The organism is Candidatus Vagococcus giribetii, assembly GCF_017316185.1.
In the GTDB taxonomy this organism is placed as follows: Bacteria; Bacillota; Bacilli; order Lactobacillales; family Vagococcaceae; genus Vagococcus; species Vagococcus giribetii.
The window spans coordinates 20,144-37,169 of sequence record NZ_JAFLVX010000003.1; the positions used below are offsets into that span (position 1 = coordinate 20,144).

General features: G+C 33.9%; 18 protein-coding genes. 3 read left to right on the forward strand and 15 right to left on the reverse strand.

Translation table 11 applies throughout. The annotated features are described in order from the left end of the window. Positions 1-10 precede the first annotated feature (10 nt). Genes DOK76_RS00695 through DOK76_RS00705 form a run of 3 tightly spaced genes read right to left on the reverse strand, consistent with a single transcriptional unit; the run spans position 11 to position 780 of the window. Positions 11-220 (reverse strand): hypothetical protein, encoded by a 210-nt coding sequence (locus DOK76_RS00695; RefSeq protein ID WP_206964202.1) that lies wholly within the window; start codon positions 218-220, stop codon positions 11-13. 46 nt (positions 221-266) lie between these two features. Beyond that, positions 267-545: a helix-turn-helix domain-containing protein gene (locus DOK76_RS00700; protein WP_206964203.1), complete on the reverse strand. Its 279-nt coding sequence runs from the start codon at positions 543-545 to the stop codon at positions 267-269. Positions 546-579: 34 nt separating this feature from the next. Further along, entirely contained in the window at positions 580-780 is a 201-nt protein-coding gene (locus DOK76_RS00705; RefSeq protein ID WP_206964205.1) for a helix-turn-helix domain-containing protein, read from the reverse strand. Positions 781-890: 110 nt separating this feature from the next. On the opposite strand from DOK76_RS00705, the gene DOK76_RS00710 reads away from it, so the two are divergent. Then, positions 891-1,394: a helix-turn-helix domain-containing protein gene (locus DOK76_RS00710; RefSeq protein WP_206964207.1), complete on the forward strand. Its 504-nt coding sequence runs from the start codon at positions 891-893 to the stop codon at positions 1,392-1,394. A 46-nt stretch (positions 1,395-1,440) separates the two neighbouring features. Next, entirely contained in the window at positions 1,441-2,619 is a 1,179-nt protein-coding gene (locus tag DOK76_RS00715) for a site-specific integrase (RefSeq protein WP_206964209.1), read from the forward strand. Between the two features lie 73 nt (positions 2,620-2,692). On the opposite strand, the gene mnmG is transcribed toward DOK76_RS00715, so the two are convergent. The 3 genes from mnmG to DOK76_RS00730 all read right to left on the reverse strand — a co-directional run bounded on the left by mnmG (position 2,693) and on the right by DOK76_RS00730 (position 6,652). Continuing rightward, positions 2,693-4,582, reverse strand: a complete 1,890-nt coding sequence (gene mnmG / locus DOK76_RS00720) for a tRNA uridine-5-carboxymethylaminomethyl(34) synthesis enzyme MnmG (RefSeq protein WP_206964211.1) — start codon at positions 4,580-4,582, stop codon at positions 2,693-2,695. 16 nt (positions 4,583-4,598) lie between these two features. Next, complete coding sequence (mnmE, locus tag DOK76_RS00725; protein WP_206964214.1) at positions 4,599-5,993, reverse strand: tRNA uridine-5-carboxymethylaminomethyl(34) synthesis GTPase MnmE; 1,395 nt, start codon at positions 5,991-5,993, stop codon at positions 4,599-4,601. Positions 5,994-6,169: 176 nt separating this feature from the next. Then, positions 6,170-6,652, reverse strand: a complete 483-nt coding sequence (locus DOK76_RS00730) for a YbaK/EbsC family protein (protein WP_206964216.1) — start codon at positions 6,650-6,652, stop codon at positions 6,170-6,172. 156 nt (positions 6,653-6,808) lie between these two features. On the opposite strand from DOK76_RS00730, the gene argR reads away from it, so the two are divergent. Further along, complete coding sequence (gene argR / locus DOK76_RS00735; RefSeq protein WP_206964218.1) at positions 6,809-7,264, forward strand: arginine repressor; 456 nt, start codon at positions 6,809-6,811, stop codon at positions 7,262-7,264. A 115-nt stretch (positions 7,265-7,379) separates the two neighbouring features. Here argR and DOK76_RS00740 read toward each other — a convergent pair whose 3' ends face one another. The 9 genes from DOK76_RS00740 to jag all read right to left on the reverse strand — a co-directional run bounded on the left by DOK76_RS00740 (position 7,380) and on the right by jag (position 17,025). Continuing rightward, complete coding sequence (locus DOK76_RS00740) at positions 7,380-7,820, reverse strand: GNAT family N-acetyltransferase (RefSeq protein ID WP_206964220.1); 441 nt, start codon at positions 7,818-7,820, stop codon at positions 7,380-7,382. Between the two features lie 93 nt (positions 7,821-7,913). Next, positions 7,914-9,602: an arginine--tRNA ligase gene (gene argS, locus DOK76_RS00745; RefSeq protein ID WP_206964223.1), complete on the reverse strand. Its 1,689-nt coding sequence runs from the start codon at positions 9,600-9,602 to the stop codon at positions 7,914-7,916. Positions 9,603-9,871: 269 nt separating this feature from the next. Continuing rightward, positions 9,872-11,326 carry a YfcC family protein gene (locus DOK76_RS00750; protein ID WP_242542147.1) on the reverse strand — a complete coding sequence of 485 codons (1,455 nt, stop codon included), beginning with the start codon at positions 11,324-11,326 and terminating at the stop codon, positions 9,872-9,874. Positions 11,327-11,391: 65 nt separating this feature from the next. Continuing rightward, positions 11,392-11,997 (reverse strand): Crp/Fnr family transcriptional regulator, encoded by a 606-nt coding sequence (locus DOK76_RS00755; RefSeq protein ID WP_370590061.1) that lies wholly within the window; start codon positions 11,995-11,997, stop codon positions 11,392-11,394. 100 nt (positions 11,998-12,097) lie between these two features. Then, positions 12,098-13,033, reverse strand: a complete 936-nt coding sequence (gene arcC, locus DOK76_RS00760) for a carbamate kinase (RefSeq protein ID WP_206964227.1) — start codon at positions 13,031-13,033, stop codon at positions 12,098-12,100. Positions 13,034-13,099: 66 nt separating this feature from the next. Then, on the reverse strand, positions 13,100-14,122 hold the full coding sequence (gene argF, locus DOK76_RS00765; RefSeq protein ID WP_206964230.1) for an ornithine carbamoyltransferase: 1,023 nt from the start codon (positions 14,120-14,122) through the stop codon (positions 13,100-13,102). Between the two features lie 28 nt (positions 14,123-14,150). Then, the gene (gene arcA / locus DOK76_RS00770) at positions 14,151-15,374 is read right to left on the reverse strand and encodes an arginine deiminase (protein ID WP_206964233.1); all 1,224 of its coding nucleotides are present in this window, start codon (positions 15,372-15,374) and stop codon (positions 14,151-14,153) included. A 238-nt stretch (positions 15,375-15,612) separates the two neighbouring features. Next, complete coding sequence (locus DOK76_RS00775; RefSeq protein ID WP_206964235.1) at positions 15,613-16,101, reverse strand: arginine repressor; 489 nt, start codon at positions 16,099-16,101, stop codon at positions 15,613-15,615. 189 nt (positions 16,102-16,290) lie between these two features. Continuing rightward, the gene (jag, locus tag DOK76_RS00780; protein WP_206964237.1) at positions 16,291-17,025 is read right to left on the reverse strand and encodes an RNA-binding cell elongation regulator Jag/EloR; all 735 of its coding nucleotides are present in this window, start codon (positions 17,023-17,025) and stop codon (positions 16,291-16,293) included. Position 17,026: the final 1 nt, after the last annotated feature.

The following is a 17,026-nucleotide window of genomic DNA, read 5'->3' on the forward strand; positions in this document are numbered from 1 at the left end:
TTCTACACCCCTATTCAAAAAACTCAATAATATTATCAGTTTGTTGTCTTGAAGCTATTTCGATACATGAAATTAATCCAATCAAACCGTCTAAATCACTAACACTTATTTTTTCAAGGTAAGTAAATTTATCATCAGCAAAGGCTTTTAATCCTTTAATTGCATTTGATAAATCATTTTGATTTCTCAATAAATCTGTTGAAACTAATTCTTTTTTCATCTTTCTATCTCCTTTATATTTCTACTCATGCCCCTCAGCATGCGTTTTATATACTATTTTTTTCTACAAATTTCTTAACTTCTGATTTACTAATTTTTTGAACTCCATCAACTGTAAAAACCTTAAGACCTAATGAAATATATTTTTTCAATGTATTCCGACTAACGCCGATATACTGACAACATTCTTTTAAACTCATATATTCAGGAAGATTATTTTTCTGTATCTCATCTTGAATAAATGGTTTTAACTCTAAAATTGCAACATCTACAAATTGCTTTGAAAATTCTTCTGACAACTCTATGTGGTCTATTTTTAAATTCATGAGAACCTCCTTTAAGGAAACATTTCCCAACTTACTAGTCAAAAAAAATTTCATCTATCGTGATATCTTCTTTTATTTTTTTGAAAATATCTTTGATGATAATTTTTTCGCTATCTTTAAATGGAACTTTGCCACGTTCTTTCTCTGAATAAGATTGCCTAGATATCGATAATCTTTCAGCTATTTGTTTTTGCTTTAAATTACACATTACCCGATAGCCTGCTATTTTTTTCATAATGTCTCTCCTTTCTTTGCGGGAAACATTTCCCAACTTGACACAAGTCTATCATGATGAGATACTACTGTCAAGAAACAATTCCCAACTTTTATTGGAAAGGAGTTTTTATGAACGAGAATGATGGAAAACAAATAGGAACAAGAATTAAATCTGTTAGGGTATCAAAAGGAATGACTATGGAAGAATTTGGAGGTCAACTTTCTCCTAAAGCTTCAAAAGGAACAATCTCTAAATGGGAAAACGGAAGGTATCTTCCTAATAATGATAGGTTAAAACAAATAGCCGAAATAGGAAACGTTTCTATTAATTACCTTTTAGAAGGTAAATATACTTTGAAAGATATCCATATTATGCCAGAAGAAGAAAAAATAAAACTTTTTCAGCAAGGTTCAGCATTTTTCGATACATCATCAGACGATTACCTTTTGATGATGGTTGAAAGATTTTCAAACGAAATTAAAGATGACCAGATAAAAAAAAATCTAGCAATTAGTCTCGATTCACTAGTAGAAATAAAAAATGGCAATATTCCTAAAGAGCATTTAGATTCTGAATTAAAAGATATATCTGAATGGTTTAAAGAATTACCTTATAAAGTATCAAAATTATAACCTCCTCCACTCATGCCCCTCAGCTGTAACATGAGGAGGAAATAAATTGGCACAAATCATTTCATATATCAAAAAAGATAATAGCAAGGCTTATATGTATAAAGTTTATCTTGGTGTTGATCCAATTACTGGAAAAGAAAAACGAACAACAAGAAGAAATTTTAAAACAAAAAAAGAAGCCCAAATTTCTCTATCTAGGCTATTACTAGATATTGAGAAAAACGGACTTCAAACAAATAATAATACTAATCATATAAAGACATTTAACCAATTACATGAACTATGGTTTAAGCAGCACTCAAAGGATATTAAAAACACAACTATCCAACGTATAGAGCAACATTTTAATAACCATATATTACCTAAAATGGGAGATATGGCATTAAATAAAATTACTCCTCTATACTGTCAAGATTGTTTAAATGAATGGTCTGAAAAATTAGCCACTTATAAACAATTAAAAACTTATGTAAATATGGTCTTTAAATATGGCATTTTAATAGGTGTTATAAGCGATAACCCTATGAGTAGGACAATAACCCCTAAACAGAAAAATAAAGCTCCTGTGAATGTATCTGATAGCTTTTATACAAAGAATGAATTAAAACAATTCTTTGATTGCTTGGAAAAATTAAATGATAAAAGGGCTTATGCTTTCTTTAGAGTCTTAGCATTTTTAGGGCTAAGAAAAGGCGAGTGCATGGCTCTTCTTTGGAAAGATATAGATTTTGTTAATCGATTAATTACCATTGATAAAACACTGGTAGAATTGCAAGATGGTTCTTTTGTCGTCAACTCTACAAAAACAGAATCTTCAACAAGAACGATTCAAATGGACGATAAAACCACAAAAATCTTAAGAGAATGGAAAAACCACATCATCAGAGAAAAATTTGCTCTAGGTATTAGAGACGATAATTTTTCCGACAATGTGGTATTTTGTAACTCTGTATTTGAACGTGATAGACAGTATCTATATAAAGCCTATCCAAATCATGTAATGGCTAAAGTGAAAAAACACTTTCCAAAAATAAAGATAATAAAAGTCCATGATTTTAGAAAAACAAACGCATCTCTTTTATTTGAATCAGGTGCGAGCATTAAAGACGTATCACAACGTCTAGGACACAAAAATACAAAAGTAACGACTGATATATATGTAATGGTCACGCCTACCAAACAAAAGGAAACGGTTGAATTATTTTCTAGCTATATGAATTTTTAAAACCGTAGTCAATATCGTAGTCAATTAGTATTCAATGGTTTATATCACTTGGTAAACATTGATAAATCAAGGTTTAATCTTGTTTTTTCGCTATTTTACCTTGTTCAATATAAACCATTAAGATACTGATATCTGCTGGGTTAACACCGCTAATACGACTAGCTTGAGCGATTGTTTCTGGTCTGATTTTTTCTAACTTTTGAACAGCTTCAGTCGCTAAACTATTCACTTTTGTGTAATCAATGTTTTCTGGAATACGTTTAGCTTCCATACGTTTCAATTTATCTACTTTATCGTTGGCTTTTTTAATATAGCCAGCGTACTTCACTTGAATTTCGACTTGTTCGTACACATAACGTGGAACTGCCACTTCTGGTGTATCAATGAACTTAGCAATATCTTGATAAGTTAATTCTGGACGTTTCAATAAGTCAGCTGCTAAAATACCATCTTTTAAAGCGGCACTATTTTTCTCAGCTAAGTAAGCTTGTAATTCTTTAGTTGGTTTTAAACGAATTGTTTCTAATCGCTTCATCTCTTTAGCAATCATTTCTTTTTTAGCTTCATACTCTTCATAACGCTCGGCATTAACTAAACCAATGTCATGGCCTGTTTCAGTTAAACGTAAATCAGCATTATCATGACGAAGTAGCAAACGGTATTCCGCACGTGACGTTAATAAACGATAAGGTTCATTAGTTCCTTTAGTAACTAAGTCATCAATTAGCACACCAATATAAGCGTCACTACGTTTTAAGACTAAAGGTTCTTTACCTTGGATTTTAAGTGAGGCATTAATTCCAGCCATTAAACCTTGGCAAGCTGCTTCTTCATAACCAGATGTTCCATTTGTTTGACCTGCTGTATAAAGTCCAGCTATTTTCATTGTTTCTAACGTTGGGCGTAATTGATGAGGAACCACTACATCATACTCAATAGCGTAGCCACTACGCATGATTTCTGCATTTTCAAGACCAGCCACACTATGAATAACTTCGTATTGTACATCTTCTGGTAGCGACGTTGATAACCCTTGAACGTAAACTTCTTCTGTCTCTGCTCCTTCTGGCTCTAAGAAGATTTGGTGACGCGGTTTATCGCTAAAGCGGACAACCTTATCTTCAATAGAAGGACAATATCTAGCGCCTACTCCTTCAACAATTCCCGTAAACATTGGGGCACGGTGTAAATTCTCACGAATCACTTCATGAGTATCTAAATTAGTATAAGTTAACCAACAAGGTAGTTGATCTTGTTTATACACGTCATCTGTTGTTTCAAAACTGAAATGATTTGGTGTTGTATCTCCTGGTTGGATTTCAGTCACGTCATAATTAATCGAACTTGATTTCACACGAGGAGGCGTTCCTGTTTTAAATCGTTCAATCTCAAGTCCCAACTCTTTTAAGTGATCTGCTAAACCAATAGCTGGTAATGAGTTGTTTGGACCAGATGAGTATTTCAAGTCACCAATAATGATTTCACCACGTAAAGCAGTTCCTGCTGTAATAATAACGGCTTTACTGAAAAATTGAGTCCCTGTACTAATCTCCACACCTTTTACAACATTATCTTCAACGATTAGTTTTTCAACAATCCCTTGACGTAAATCTAAGTTAGGTGTTCTTTCTAATGTATGTTTCATCTCTGTTTGGTAAGCAAACTTATCTGCTTGAGCTCTTAATGCTCTCACAGCTGGTCCTTTACCTGTATTTAGCATACGCATTTGAATATAAGTTTTATCGATGTTTCTACCCATCTCTCCACCTAAAGCATCAATCTCACGAACCACAACTCCTTTAGCTGGTCCTCCAATTGATGGATTACATGGCATAAAACCAATGATATCTAAATTTAGTGTTACTAATAATGTCTTCATGCCCATTCGTGCTGCAGCAAGTGAAGCTTCTGAACCTGCGTGACCACCACCGACAACGATGACGTCGTATTGTTGTTTTTCCATTATGTTAATCTCCCTATTATTTACCTAGACAAAATTGACTAAACAATTGTGTAATTAATTCATCTTGAACACTGTCACCAATAATCTCACCCAATAAATCCCAACTTCTCGTCATATCGATTTGAAGTAGATCGACCGGCATATCCATCTCTATCCCATTTAATACCTCATCTAATGCCATGTTGGCTTGCTCTAAAAGCGCAATATGACGTGAATTAGAAATATAAGTAGCATCTTTTTCTTTCCCTGAATTAACAAAGAAAGTATCTTTAATGCGCTGTTCTAATTGGTCAATCCCTTCACTTGATGTGACTGAAATAGCCAAAGTTATTTCTTCTTCTAGATAGGTGTTTAATTTTGCTACATCTAGTTGCGTATCTAAGTCCATTTTATTTAATAGAATAATGCGGTGCATTCCTCTTGTTAACTCAAGTAATTCTCTATCCATCTCTGTTAGTGATTCACTTTGATTAAGAACAAGTAAAATCAAATCGGCCTCTTGAAGAGCCTTACGACTACGTTCAACACCAATTTTCTCAACCACATCTTCCGTCTCACGAATACCTGCTGTATCAATTAACTTAAGTGGCACACCGCGCACATTGACATACTCTTCAATCACATCTCGCGTAGTTCCTGCAATATCTGTGACAATAGCTTTATCTTCTTGAAGTAAGTAATTAAGTAAACTTGATTTTCCTACATTAGGGCGACCAATAATAGCTGTTGATAAGCCTTCTCTTAATATCTTCCCTTGCTTAGCTGTTAGTAGTAGGTGATCAATTGATCTTTTGACTTCTTCTGCTTTTTCTTTCATTAACTGAGTCGTCATCTCTTCAACGTCATCATATTCAGGGTAATCTATATTTACCTCTACTTGAGCTAAAGCTTGTAAGATATGTTGGCGTAACTCTTTAATCAGAACTGACAATTTACCATCTAATTGATTCAAGGCTAATTTCATAGATTCATCTGTTTTAGCTTGGATTAAATCCATAACGGCCTCTGCTTGAGATAAGTCCATACGACCATTTAAAAAGGCACGCTTTGTGAATTCTCCGGGCTCTGCTAAACGTGCGCCTTGTCTTAACAATAACTGTAAGACTTGGTTGGCAACGACCATTCCCCCGTGACAATTAATCTCCACAATATTTTCTCTAGTAAACGTCTTTGGTGCTAACATAATTGAAAACATGACTTCATCTAAAATTTCTGTGGTATCTGGGTCTTTAATGTGACCATAATGAATCGTATGACTAGGTACATCTGTTAATTGTTTTTTTGCATAAGCTGTTACTTTATTGGCAATGACAACTGCATCATCTCCACTTAAGCGGACAATACTAATAGCTCCTTCACCAGGTGGCGTTGAAATGGCAGCAATTGTATCAAATTCTTTTGTTATATTCATGGCAAATTAAGTCCTTTCTAAAAAAATCCATATAAAAAAGTGCCTACTCCACCCTTTTTGTTCAACTCAAAAAAAGTGGATACGCACTTTGACTGCTATCCGTAATTATATTCATTAGCATGATAGCACAAACTTAGAATTTTGACAATTTATTACCCTACTCAAGCTTATCTATTTTATAAAGAAATAAACAGTGGGTCATAGCCCATATGAGCAAGAACTTTAATAAAATCATTAAACTGAATCATTAAAGTTGTTTTATTAGTGTTCGGGTGAAAACCAACCGTGTCATTAGTATCAATACAGCCATCAATGACAACTGTAATTTGTTTCTCTTTATCTGCTGGTAAAGCAAACGGAGTCACTGTGCCTGGTGGTGTCCCTAATAAGTCCAATAGACTTTCTTCAGAAAGAAAAGACAATCTTTTTTCATCTAAGACTTCTGCCAATTCTTTCAAATCAGCTTGTTTTTCATCGGCTAAAATCACTAAATAAATTTTCTTGCCTTTTTTAGCTTTTAACACTAAATTTTTAACTTGTGGACCAGGTAACTCAAATGGAACATTTTTCACTGATGTAATAGTTGGATGATCCACTCGTTGATACTCAATTTGTAGGTCATGTAATAAATCATAGGCAGCTTGTTCTGATACGATCATAAAAAAACAACTCCTTTTTCACATTTTGTTTGTCGGATATATCGCATAATATTCAACAAATGACTATTATTGTGTAAAACAACTCTGTTTTAGATGTTGTTTTACGCCGTTTTTGGTATAATAAGCACGTAATAATTATTCAAGGAGAGTGAATTAATGAATAAAAAAGAAAAACGACATCATTTAATCAAAGAAATCATCTCTCACAATCATATTGACAATCAACAACAACTTTTAGAGCATTTAAATAAACATGGCATCGACGCCACTCAAGCAACTATTTCTAGAGACATGCAAGAATTAAAAATCCATAAAGTCCATGATGGCTCTGGTCGTATTCGCTATAGTCTCTTTGTTGAAGCAGATAAGGCATCTGATGATAAACTAAAAGAAGTATTTAAAGATTTCGTCAATAGTGTGGCTCATGTCCAAGTAATGAATATCATTGCAACGCCACTTGGAGCGGCAGACATTGTAGCAGCTGAGATTGATGAGTTACACTTACCAGAAATTGTTGGCACACTTGCTGGTACAGATACCCTAGTTCTCATTTCTAAAACGGAAGCTGAAGCGAAGATTCTTAACAAACAACTTCTTAGTTACCTCAACTAAGTGACATGAGCCACAAACTATTTAACCTCAATAAATAAGTCATCGAACACGAAAGATTGTTTCAACTTGGTGTGTTTAATGACTTATTTTTTAGTTATCTCAATCTCTTAATTGATTACACACTCGCTTTTAAAAGCATATCAATATGAGGAATGTCATCTTCTAAATACACATCTGAAACAACGTTAAAACCAAACGACTGATAAAAATCAACTAAATAATTCTGAGCAGAAATTTTAATGTCTTTATGTGTCTCTAAACCATTGATTTCTGCTAGAGTTAACGCCACAATTTTCTTTCCTAATTCTTGATTACGGTAATCTTTTACCACTAACACACGACCGAAAGTCACAACGTCTTCTCTTTCCATGATTCTCGTATAGGCAACTAATTGCCCCTCTTTTTTTAACATCACATGTTTTGCTATTCTGTCATCTTCATCAATTTCTTGATAGGGGCAATTTTGCTCTACGATAAAGACTTTTACTCTTTCTTGTGCCACTTCAAAAAATTCTGTTGACGTCATTTGGTCTAACTCTTTCACGATTAATTCCATCTAGTCACTTCTTTCTCATTTAGTTTAAAAAAAGCACATGAAATTAACATCGATTAAAATGTAATTCATGTGCTTTTCGTTCATTTTAAACAATTACATCATATCTGGTGATTGAATACCTAATAGACGTAAACCTTCTTTAATAACAACTGAAACAGAGTAAACAAGACTTAATCTTGCTTCTTTTTCAACATCATCAGCCAAAATTTTATGTTTAGAATAATACTTATTGAATTTTTGAGCTAAATCGATTAAATATTTAGCCATAACAGATGGCTCATATTTTTGATAAGCTTCTACTACTTTGTTAGGGAAATTATCTAAAGCTTTAACGACTTCCCAAGAATCAACATCATTTAGTGATCCTGGTTTAAAGTCTTCAACTGACCAATCAGCTTTGCTTAAGATACTTTCACATCTAGAACGTGTGTATTGTACGTAAGGACCTGTTTCTCCTTCAAATTGAATAATATCATTCAAGTTAAAGTCAAACATGTTCATACGGTCATTTTTAAGGTCATGGAAGATTACTGCCCCAACACCAACTTGATGAGCTACTTCATCTTTGTTTTCAAGACCTGGGTTTTTCTCTTCAATACCTTTTTTAGTTGCGGCAATTGCTTCATGTAATACTTCTTCTAAAAGAATAACATTACCTTTTCTTGTTGATAATTTTTTACCATTAGCAGTAATCAAACCAAATGGAATGTGTTTGATGTTGTCAGCCCAATCATAGCCCATTTCTTTAAGAACAGCTTTTAATTGTTTGAAGTGACCTGCTTGTTCGTTACCTACAACATAAAGAACTTCAACAAAATCGTATGTGTTAATACGGTACTCAGCAGCTGCTAAGTCACGAGTAATGTATAGAGTAGCACCATCTGATTTTCTGATTAATGCTGGATTTAAGTCATATTTCTCTAAGTTAACAATGTCTGCTCCCTTATCTGAAACAAGTAAATCTTTTTCTTCTAAAACTTCGATAACATGATCCATTTTATCGTTGTAGAAAGCTTCACCATTTTCAGAATCAAATGTAATTCCTAGCATATCATATACTTTGTTGAATTCTTTTAATGATTCTTCACGGAACCATTTCCATAAACGAACTGCTTCTGGATCATTGTCTTCTAATTTTTTGAACCATTCACGACCTTGATCTTCAAGCTCTGGATGTTCTTCAGCTTCATCATGGAATTGAACGTATAATTTTAATAACTCAGCGATTGGTTCTTTTTTAACAGCTTCCTCATCACCCCATTTTTTAAAGGCAACGATTAATTTACCAAACTGTGTTCCCCAGTCACCTAAGTGATTAATACGAATTGGCGTATAACCAACTTTAGCTGCTAGTTCTGCTAATGAGTTACCAATAACTGTTGAACGTAGATGTCCCATTGACATTGGTTTAGCAATATTTGGTGACGATAAATCGATTGGGATATTACCACTACCAATATTAGCATCTCCATAATGTTCTTTTTCTTTTACGATTGTTTCTAAAACATGTTCACTGACTTCTTTTTTATTTAAGAAGAAGTTAATGTAACCACCTGTTGGGACAATATTTTCATAATGCTCTTTGCTTAGTTTTTCAACTAACTCCTCAGCAATCATGTTTGGTGCTTTACGGTAAACTTTAGCTAATGAGAAGACTGGAAAAGCATAGTCTCCGTGAGAACTTGTTTTTGGTACTTCTAAAAATTGATAAATCTCTTCTTCTGTTAGTGATTCTCCAATCACCGCTACTAAATCTGCTGCTATTAATTTTTTGTAATCCATCTGTTTTCTCCTCTCTTTATTTCAAAAAAAAGTCCGCCTCTCATTACTACACATCTAGTAACAAGAGACGAACTTGAATATCCGCGGTACCACTCTTTTTGTTGGAAAGTCCAACCACTTTATCATCATTATTAATTTTTATAAAAATAGGTGCGCTTCCTTATTAAGCATTGCTTTGGCTCTCACTAACCCAAAGTCGCTGATTCAATGAATATCTTATAAGTACTTTAGTCTATTATTTGCATTATAGCAAATTATTTTCTAAATGCCTAGCTAAAAATTAACATTGAACCAATTAAGATGATTAAGTTAATGATTCCCATGATAATCAAAGGCTTCATAATGAATTTTATCCAGGTTGAGTAATTAACCTTGGTAATTTCAAGTCCCCCCATAACAACACCTGATGTTGGTGTAATTAAGTTGATTAAACCACAACCGGAAACAAAAATCATTACCATAACATCTGGACTTAATCCAACTTCATTTGCTAAGGCACCCATTACTGGAATGGATACGTAAGCTAATCCTGAAGTTGATGGGATTAAGAATGATAAGAATAAGTATAGTGCAAAGGCTCCAACAACAAATAGGATTGGAGAGAGACCTTTTAAGACACCAGCTGCTCTATCTAAGATAAATAAATCTAAGTGAGTTGTTTGCATTAAAACAGATGCTCCACGAGCTACAACAATGATTAAAACAACTGATAACATATCCGCAGCTCCTGCTACGAATGTATTAACGATTTCTTTTTCTGGGAATTTGTTAATAACAGCCACTACGATCCCCATAACAAAGAACCACATAGCTAAATCACCAAAGTACCATTCACCAAAGCTGTTACCTGTTAGCACAGATGTCCAACCTTCAAAAACAGTAATACCAAATTCGCCCCAAGGAATTAGAGACACAATCATTACTAAGAAGGTAATACCAAAGACTGTTAAAATAGTTTTATGTTTTTTCGTAAATTCTAAATCTTCTGCTGCTTGGTCACCAAATAATTCATGCATATCTTGTTGCTCTTGTAGAGACAGAATTGTAGAACCCTTATCTGCTTTTACTTTTTTAGCATATTTAGTGACAATAAAAATTGAGAAAATTGTTGTACTTACCCAAAGTAGCGTTCCAACGATTAAGATTGTTCCAACGTGTGGCTCAATCCCGATTCCCTTTAAAGCATCCATTGCGGTACCAGTTGCAAATGGGTTTACAGTTGAACCAATAACCCCTGAACCAGATCCTAACAGAACAGTACCAATCGCCACGATACTATCAAATCCTGATGCTATCATGGTCGCTCCTAAAAGCGTGTAGAATGGTATTGTTTCTTCTGCCATTCCGTAAGTAGATCCTCCAATAGAGAATAAAATCATAAGAATAACAATAATAATGATTTCATTACCTTTAAGTTTCTTAACAACGTGTTGAATACCAGATTCTAATGCTCCTGTTTTCGTTACGATATTTAAGAAACCACCTAATACCAGAATAAACACACAAATATCAATTGCTTCTTTAAAACCAAAAAATGGTGACATAAAAATGTCAGATAGTTTTGCACCAATCACGTGATCAGCAATTCCTGAGCCATCTCTTAACTCTTGTGGAGAGAAGGTTTGGCCGTTTAGGAAAATAGTAATTACCCCTAATAGAATAATGATAATAAACAAAATACTAAAAGAGGTGAGCTCTCTTTTTTTCTTCTCCGGTTTAGTCATAATAATCATGTCGTGTCATACGTTTAAGTATCACACTACTCCTTTCTCTTTAGTGAGATACAAACTCAATCGTTTAGTAAGTCATTGAAAAATGAAGTATCCAAAAAGGTTAAGTACTTACGACTGTATTTAATTTTTTTAGCTGTAACCAGCTTTTTAATCACGATACTAGCTGTTTCTCTTGTTGTACCACTAGCACGTGCGATGTCATTGATTGTAATTGGGCTAGAAACAATAACTGTCCCAGATGGGTATTGTTTTTCGCCCAAATCTTTGTAAATAATCGCCAAAGTAGCAGTGACTCGACAATCGGCGTTATTAATAATTCCTTTTTGAATTTTAAAAATTTGAGTTCGTAACAATTTTGATTGCTCCTGTATTACTGTGATTAGTTGTAACGCACTATTGCTTACAACTTCTTCAAAGATTTTGACAGGGATCGAAATAATTTCTATATCTGTATAAGCAACTGCTGAAACATAGTGTTTTTTGTCTGTAAACAAGTCTAAATATAATAATAAGGATTTTGCTTTTTTAAAATGCAAATAAGTAAAAGTACCAGTTTCATCAATCTTCTCAAGTTTAATAATACCTGAAACAAGGAAGTAAACGTGTGAACGGTCATCATCCACATCAAATAAAACTTGACCTTTGCTATAGGATCTAGCCACACTGACATCCCGAAGCTTTTGTATATCTTGGTCAGAGAGATATCGAAAATCTTTGTGTTGTTTTCCTAGTTCTTTTTTTATCTCCATTTTATTCCCTACTTTATAAAGTTATTGTTGTACCCACTTCTGAATCACTTGTTAACTTCCCTAAACATTCTAGAGATGTGATAACAGCTTTTTTACCTGGATTATTTTGCGCAAATTGGATAGCTGCTTCAATCTTAGGTAGCATGCTTCCTGGTGCAAAATGACCTTCCGCTTTATATGTTTCAAGTTCAGCCACAGTTACATTCGTTAATTTTTCTTCGTTTTCCTTACCATAATTAATGTAGACATTATCTACACCAGTTAGCACGATAAACATATCTGCTTTCACTAAATGAGCTAGTTTTTCTGAAGCAAAGTCTTTGTCAATAACGGCTTCTGTTCCTTTTAATGAATCACCAACAACAGGAATTCCCCCGCCACCACAAGAGATAGTAATCACATCATTATCAACTAATGTATTGATTGTTTTTGCTTCGTGAATACCGATTGGTTTTGGACTTGCTACAACTTTTCTAAAGCCACGACCAGCGTCTTCTTTAAAGATAGCGCCTGTTTTAGCTGCTTCTTCTTTAGCAACTTCTTCTGTTAAGAATGGACCAATTGGTTTTGTTGGGTTACTGAACGCTTCGTCATTTTCATCAACAACTACTTGCGTTAAGACAGTCACAACTTCTTTATCAATCCCTGCTTGTTTTAATTCATTCGTCATGGCATTTGATAACCAATAACCAATACTTCCTTGTGTCATAGCCACACAAGTGTCTAAAGGCATCGCTGGATTTTTTTCTGAATTAGCTGCTTCTTGTTGCAGTAATAAATTTCCAACTTGAGGGCCATTCCCATGAGAGATGATCAATTTATAATCTTCTTTAACTAATTCTACTAAGTGTTTTGATGTATCGATTAATGCTTGTTGTTGTGCTTGTGCACTTGCATCACTAGATAAAATCGCATTTCCACCTAAAGCAACTACTACTTTTTTCTCCATCTAGCATCCTCCTTATTAATAGAAAAAGCAGCACGGACAATAAACACATGCTGCTTTCAACCATTCCTACTGTACGTATGGAATAAATAAATTACCTAAAGTTGCGGCCATAATCGCTTTGATTGAGTGCATTCTGTTTTCTGCCTCTTCAAATTGACGACCATATTTACTTCTGAAGACTTCATCTGTAATCTCCATTTCAGAGATTCCGAATTTTTCTTCAACCATTTTTCCATATTCAGTTTCAGCATCATGAAACGCTGGAAGACAGTGAAGAACAATTAAGTCTCCATCTAAGTTTTCTGTTTTTTCAAGCATGCTCATATTAATTTGATAAGGTCTTAATAAGTTAACACGTTCTTCAAACTTATCTTCTTCACCCATAGATACCCACACGTCAGTGTATAATACGTTAGCGCCTTTAACTCCTTTTGCCACGTCGTCAGTAATCATTAATTCTGCACCAGATTCTTTAGCGAATTCTTCTGCATAGTTAACTACTTCTTCAGTAGGGAATAACTCTTTTGGTGCACAGATACGAACGTTAACACCTAAAATAGCTCCTGTTACTAACAAGCTATTCGCCATGTTGTTACGGCCATCTCCAACATAAACTAATGTTACACCTTCAAGTTTTCCGAAGTTTTCTTTGATTGTCATAAAGTCAGCGATCATTTGAGTTGGATGCCATTCATCTGTTAAACCATTCCATACAGGAACGCCAGAGTGTTCTGCTAATCCTTCTACAACTTCTTGACTGAATCCACGGAATTCAATTCCATCAAACATACTACCTAATACTTTTGCAGTATCTTCAACTGATTCTTTTTTACCTAACTGAATATCATTTTTTCCTAAGAATTCAGGGTGTGCTCCTAAATCAATGGCAGCAGTTGTGAAGGCTGCTCGCGTACGAGTTGATGTTTTTTCAAATAGTAATGCGATATTTTTTCCTTCTAAGTAACGATGAGGAATACCACGTTTTTTCAAATCTTTTACGTGAATACCAAAATCCACCAAATACTCTAACTCTGCACGTGTAAAATCTTTTTCTGCTAATAAACTGCGTCCTTGGAAAACTGATGTCATAAAAATTCACTCCTAAGTTTTTATTTAATTAAATGTCTTCTCTTTCTAAAGGCATACTCATACATCTTGGGCCCCCACGGCCACGAACTAATTCACTGCCTGGCATGCTATTTAATTTAATACCAGCTTCTTCTAATAATTTGTTGGTAATTGGGTTACGGTCATAAACAACTACTTCACCTGGAGCAATTGTTAATGTGTTTGAACCATCATTCCATTGTTCTCTTGCAGCTGCAGTTAAGTTACCGCCACCACAACGAATTAAGTGAACTTTATCAAGATGTAGATATTTACATAAGATATTTTCTAATGTATCTTCTTCTCTTAAAATTTCTAATCCATTACTTCCATTAGTAATTGAATAAACAACTAAGTCTCCTTCAATTTCTGGGTGGATTGTAAATTTGTCATAGTCAACCATTGTAAATACTGTATCTAAATGCATAAATTTACGATATTCACCAATATCAAATGCTAAGATATGTTTGAAGCTCATTCCTTGATCAAAGATAGTTTTAGCCATTTTTTCAATTGATGCTGCATCTGTACGTTGAGAAATACCGATTGCTAATACATCTTTAGATAGAATTAATTCATCTCCACCTTCAATACGAGTACTTTCATCTCTGTTGTACACTTTTGGCACATCTTTGCCAGCAAAGCGAGGGTGGAATTCGAAAATATATTGTGCATAAATAGTTTCTCTATTTCTTGTTTCTGCAAACATACGGTTTAATGAAATACCATGTCCGATTGTTGCAAATGGGTCTCTTGTGAAATAAAGGTTAGGCATTGGATCAATAACGAATGGATATTCTGATTCAACCATATCTGTTAAACTAGATTTTTCGAATTGAGGCAATTCTACTTTTTGCATACCTGCCATTGTTTTATCAATCAACTCTTTGTTGGTTGGTAAAGATAATAGTAATTCTTTTGCTTTTACTTTAGCTGTTTTACTTTTAATATTTGCTTCATCTAAGTATTGATCGATGAAATCCATTTTGATTTTGTCATTAAGTAATGACTCTGCTGCTAAGTTTTCTAAATAAAGAACTTCGATACCTTTTGATTCCAGAATCTCGACAAATTGATCATGCTCTTCTTGAGCTTTTTCTAAATAAGGAATATCATCAAATAATAGCCTTTCTAGGTAATCCGGCATTAAATTCTCTAATTCTCCTCCTGGACGATGGACCAATACTGACTTCAATTTTCCAATTTCTGAATAAACATTAATCGGGCGACTCATGTAATCATTCCTCCTAATAAGTAATTAATAAGTTGTTTACAAATCAATACTACCATTCAGAAAACGTTTCCAACTATTTAATCTATCATTCTATTTGTCGAATATCCATCATTATTCATTTATATGAATAGGATTTTCGTACACGTCAGTGTTCCATCAATTATTGTGCGTTATTTCACTAATAATTATTCGCTATTTTTTATTATTATTCAACACATTTTTAGGGAACATGAAAATATCAATGATTTTTAGGGTGATAAAGAAATTGTCTTAAGAATTGATTCACTTGTTCTGCTCTTTTTTTGTCTCTTGAAATAATTAGAATGGAGTCATCCCCTGCTATACAACCTACTATATCTACATAAGTACTTCTGATACTATCAATTAATACACCCACAACTTGACCATTGCCAGGTAATACCGTTAATAGATTGGTAAACTCTACCTGGGTTAATGACACCCCAGTATCTTCTATTACTTGGATCAATCGCTCTTCGTCTGTACGTTTTTTTTTGCCGATAACTGAGTTATTTAATACGCGGTAGAAAATTTCTCCTGTATTTGTCTGACTTTTAACGATGTTTAATTCTCTGATATCTCTTGAAATAGTTGATTGTGTCACATAAATATCTTCTCTTTCTAGCCGTTGCATCAGTTCTTCTTGAGTACCTATATTGTTTTCAGTGAGAATTCTTTTGATGATTGCTTGTCGTCTTCTTTTCTCCATAATTAAATACCCCTTTTTATAAACTTTATACATTAATTTAACAATATTCCATTCATAAAATCAATAATATGCATGCATAATCTATCGTTTATCATAAATTGTTAATAATATTCAAAAAGAATCTAGCAATCACTTGTTCGAACACAAAAAAAAGAGTACATGCAAATTCGCATATACTCTCTTTAGTCTTTATTTTTTTAATTCAATCACTAGGTAACGATGAGGCTCATTACCTTCAGAATGAGTAGCTATATTTGATTCGCCTGATAGAATAGAATGCACTTGTTTACGCTCGAAAGCTGGCATTGGTTCTAAAAAGACTGGTTGGCCTGTTTCATTTACTTTTCTAAGTGCTTGATGAGCTAACCTCTCAATAATTGCCTCACGTCGTTCTCTGTAGTCTCCTACATTCACCACAATTGATAAACGGTTTTTAGCAATTCGATGGATATACACTTGAGCCAAATACTGAATAGCGTTTAATAGCTTACCGTGTTTACCAATGAGTAAGCCTTTTTTCTCTGTTTCTAGACTAAACATAATGTAATTTTTATTACGTAATACTTTTACCATAGCAGGGGCACCTAAATCTCTAGTAATATCTGTTAGATAAACTGCTAAGGCTGTTACTGCTTCGTCATCTGTTAAATTAACTAACTCAACATATTCAGAAGACTCTATGACAACTGCTTCTTCAACTTCTGGTACGTGTTCTTCAACAACTGTTTCGATTACTTCTTCTTTTATCACTTCAGTTGATTCAACAACTTCGACAACAACAACTGCTTCTTGTTTACCAAATCCTAAAAATCCTTTTTTACCTTCTTGAATAACATTGATTTTAGCATCATCTTTTGTTATTTGAAGTGCAGATAAGCCCATTTCTATGGCCTGGTCTACAGTTTCACCTGTAAATTTTGGCATG

What these genes read in the sequence shown, in the direction of transcription:
- DOK76_RS00695 (WP_206964202.1), bottom strand. Translation starts at nt 220, where the DNA reads ATGAAAAAAGAATTAGTTTCAACAGATTTATTGAGAAATCAAAATGAT.
- DOK76_RS00700 (WP_206964203.1), bottom strand. Translation starts at nt 545, where the DNA reads ATGAATTTAAAAATAGACCACATAGAGTTGTCAGAAGAATTTTCAAAG.
- DOK76_RS00705 (WP_206964205.1), bottom strand. Translation starts at nt 780, where the DNA reads ATGAAAAAAATAGCAGGCTATCGGGTAATGTGTAATTTAAAGCAAAAA.
- DOK76_RS00710 (WP_206964207.1), top strand. Translation starts at nt 891, where the DNA reads ATGAACGAGAATGATGGAAAACAAATAGGAACAAGAATTAAATCTGTT.
- mnmG (WP_206964211.1), bottom strand. Translation starts at nt 4,582, where the DNA reads ATGGAAAAACAACAATACGACGTCATCGTTGTCGGTGGTGGTCACGCA.
- mnmE (WP_206964214.1), bottom strand. Translation starts at nt 5,993, where the DNA reads ATGAATATAACAAAAGAATTTGATACAATTGCTGCCATTTCAACGCCA.
- DOK76_RS00730 (WP_206964216.1), bottom strand. Translation starts at nt 6,652, where the DNA reads ATGATCGTATCAGAACAAGCTGCCTATGATTTATTACATGACCTACAA.
- argR (WP_206964218.1), top strand. Translation starts at nt 6,809, where the DNA reads ATGAATAAAAAAGAAAAACGACATCATTTAATCAAAGAAATCATCTCT.
- DOK76_RS00740 (WP_206964220.1), bottom strand. Translation starts at nt 7,820, where the DNA reads ATGGAATTAATCGTGAAAGAGTTAGACCAAATGACGTCAACAGAATTT.
- argS (WP_206964223.1), bottom strand. Translation starts at nt 9,602, where the DNA reads ATGGATTACAAAAAATTAATAGCAGCAGATTTAGTAGCGGTGATTGGA.
- DOK76_RS00750 (WP_242542147.1), bottom strand. Translation starts at nt 11,326, where the DNA reads ATGACTAAACCGGAGAAGAAAAAAAGAGAGCTCACCTCTTTTAGTATT.
- arcC (WP_206964227.1), bottom strand. Translation starts at nt 13,033, where the DNA reads ATGGAGAAAAAAGTAGTAGTTGCTTTAGGTGGAAATGCGATTTTATCT.
- argF (WP_206964230.1), bottom strand. Translation starts at nt 14,122, where the DNA reads ATGACATCAGTTTTCCAAGGACGCAGTTTATTAGCAGAAAAAGATTTT.
- arcA (WP_206964233.1), bottom strand. Translation starts at nt 15,374, where the DNA reads ATGAGTCGCCCGATTAATGTTTATTCAGAAATTGGAAAATTGAAGTCA.
- DOK76_RS00775 (WP_206964235.1), bottom strand. Translation starts at nt 16,101, where the DNA reads ATGGAGAAAAGAAGACGACAAGCAATCATCAAAAGAATTCTCACTGAA.
- jag (WP_206964237.1), bottom strand. Translation starts at nt 17,025, where the DNA reads ATGCCAAAATTTACAGGTGAAACTGTAGACCAGGCCATAGAAATGGGC.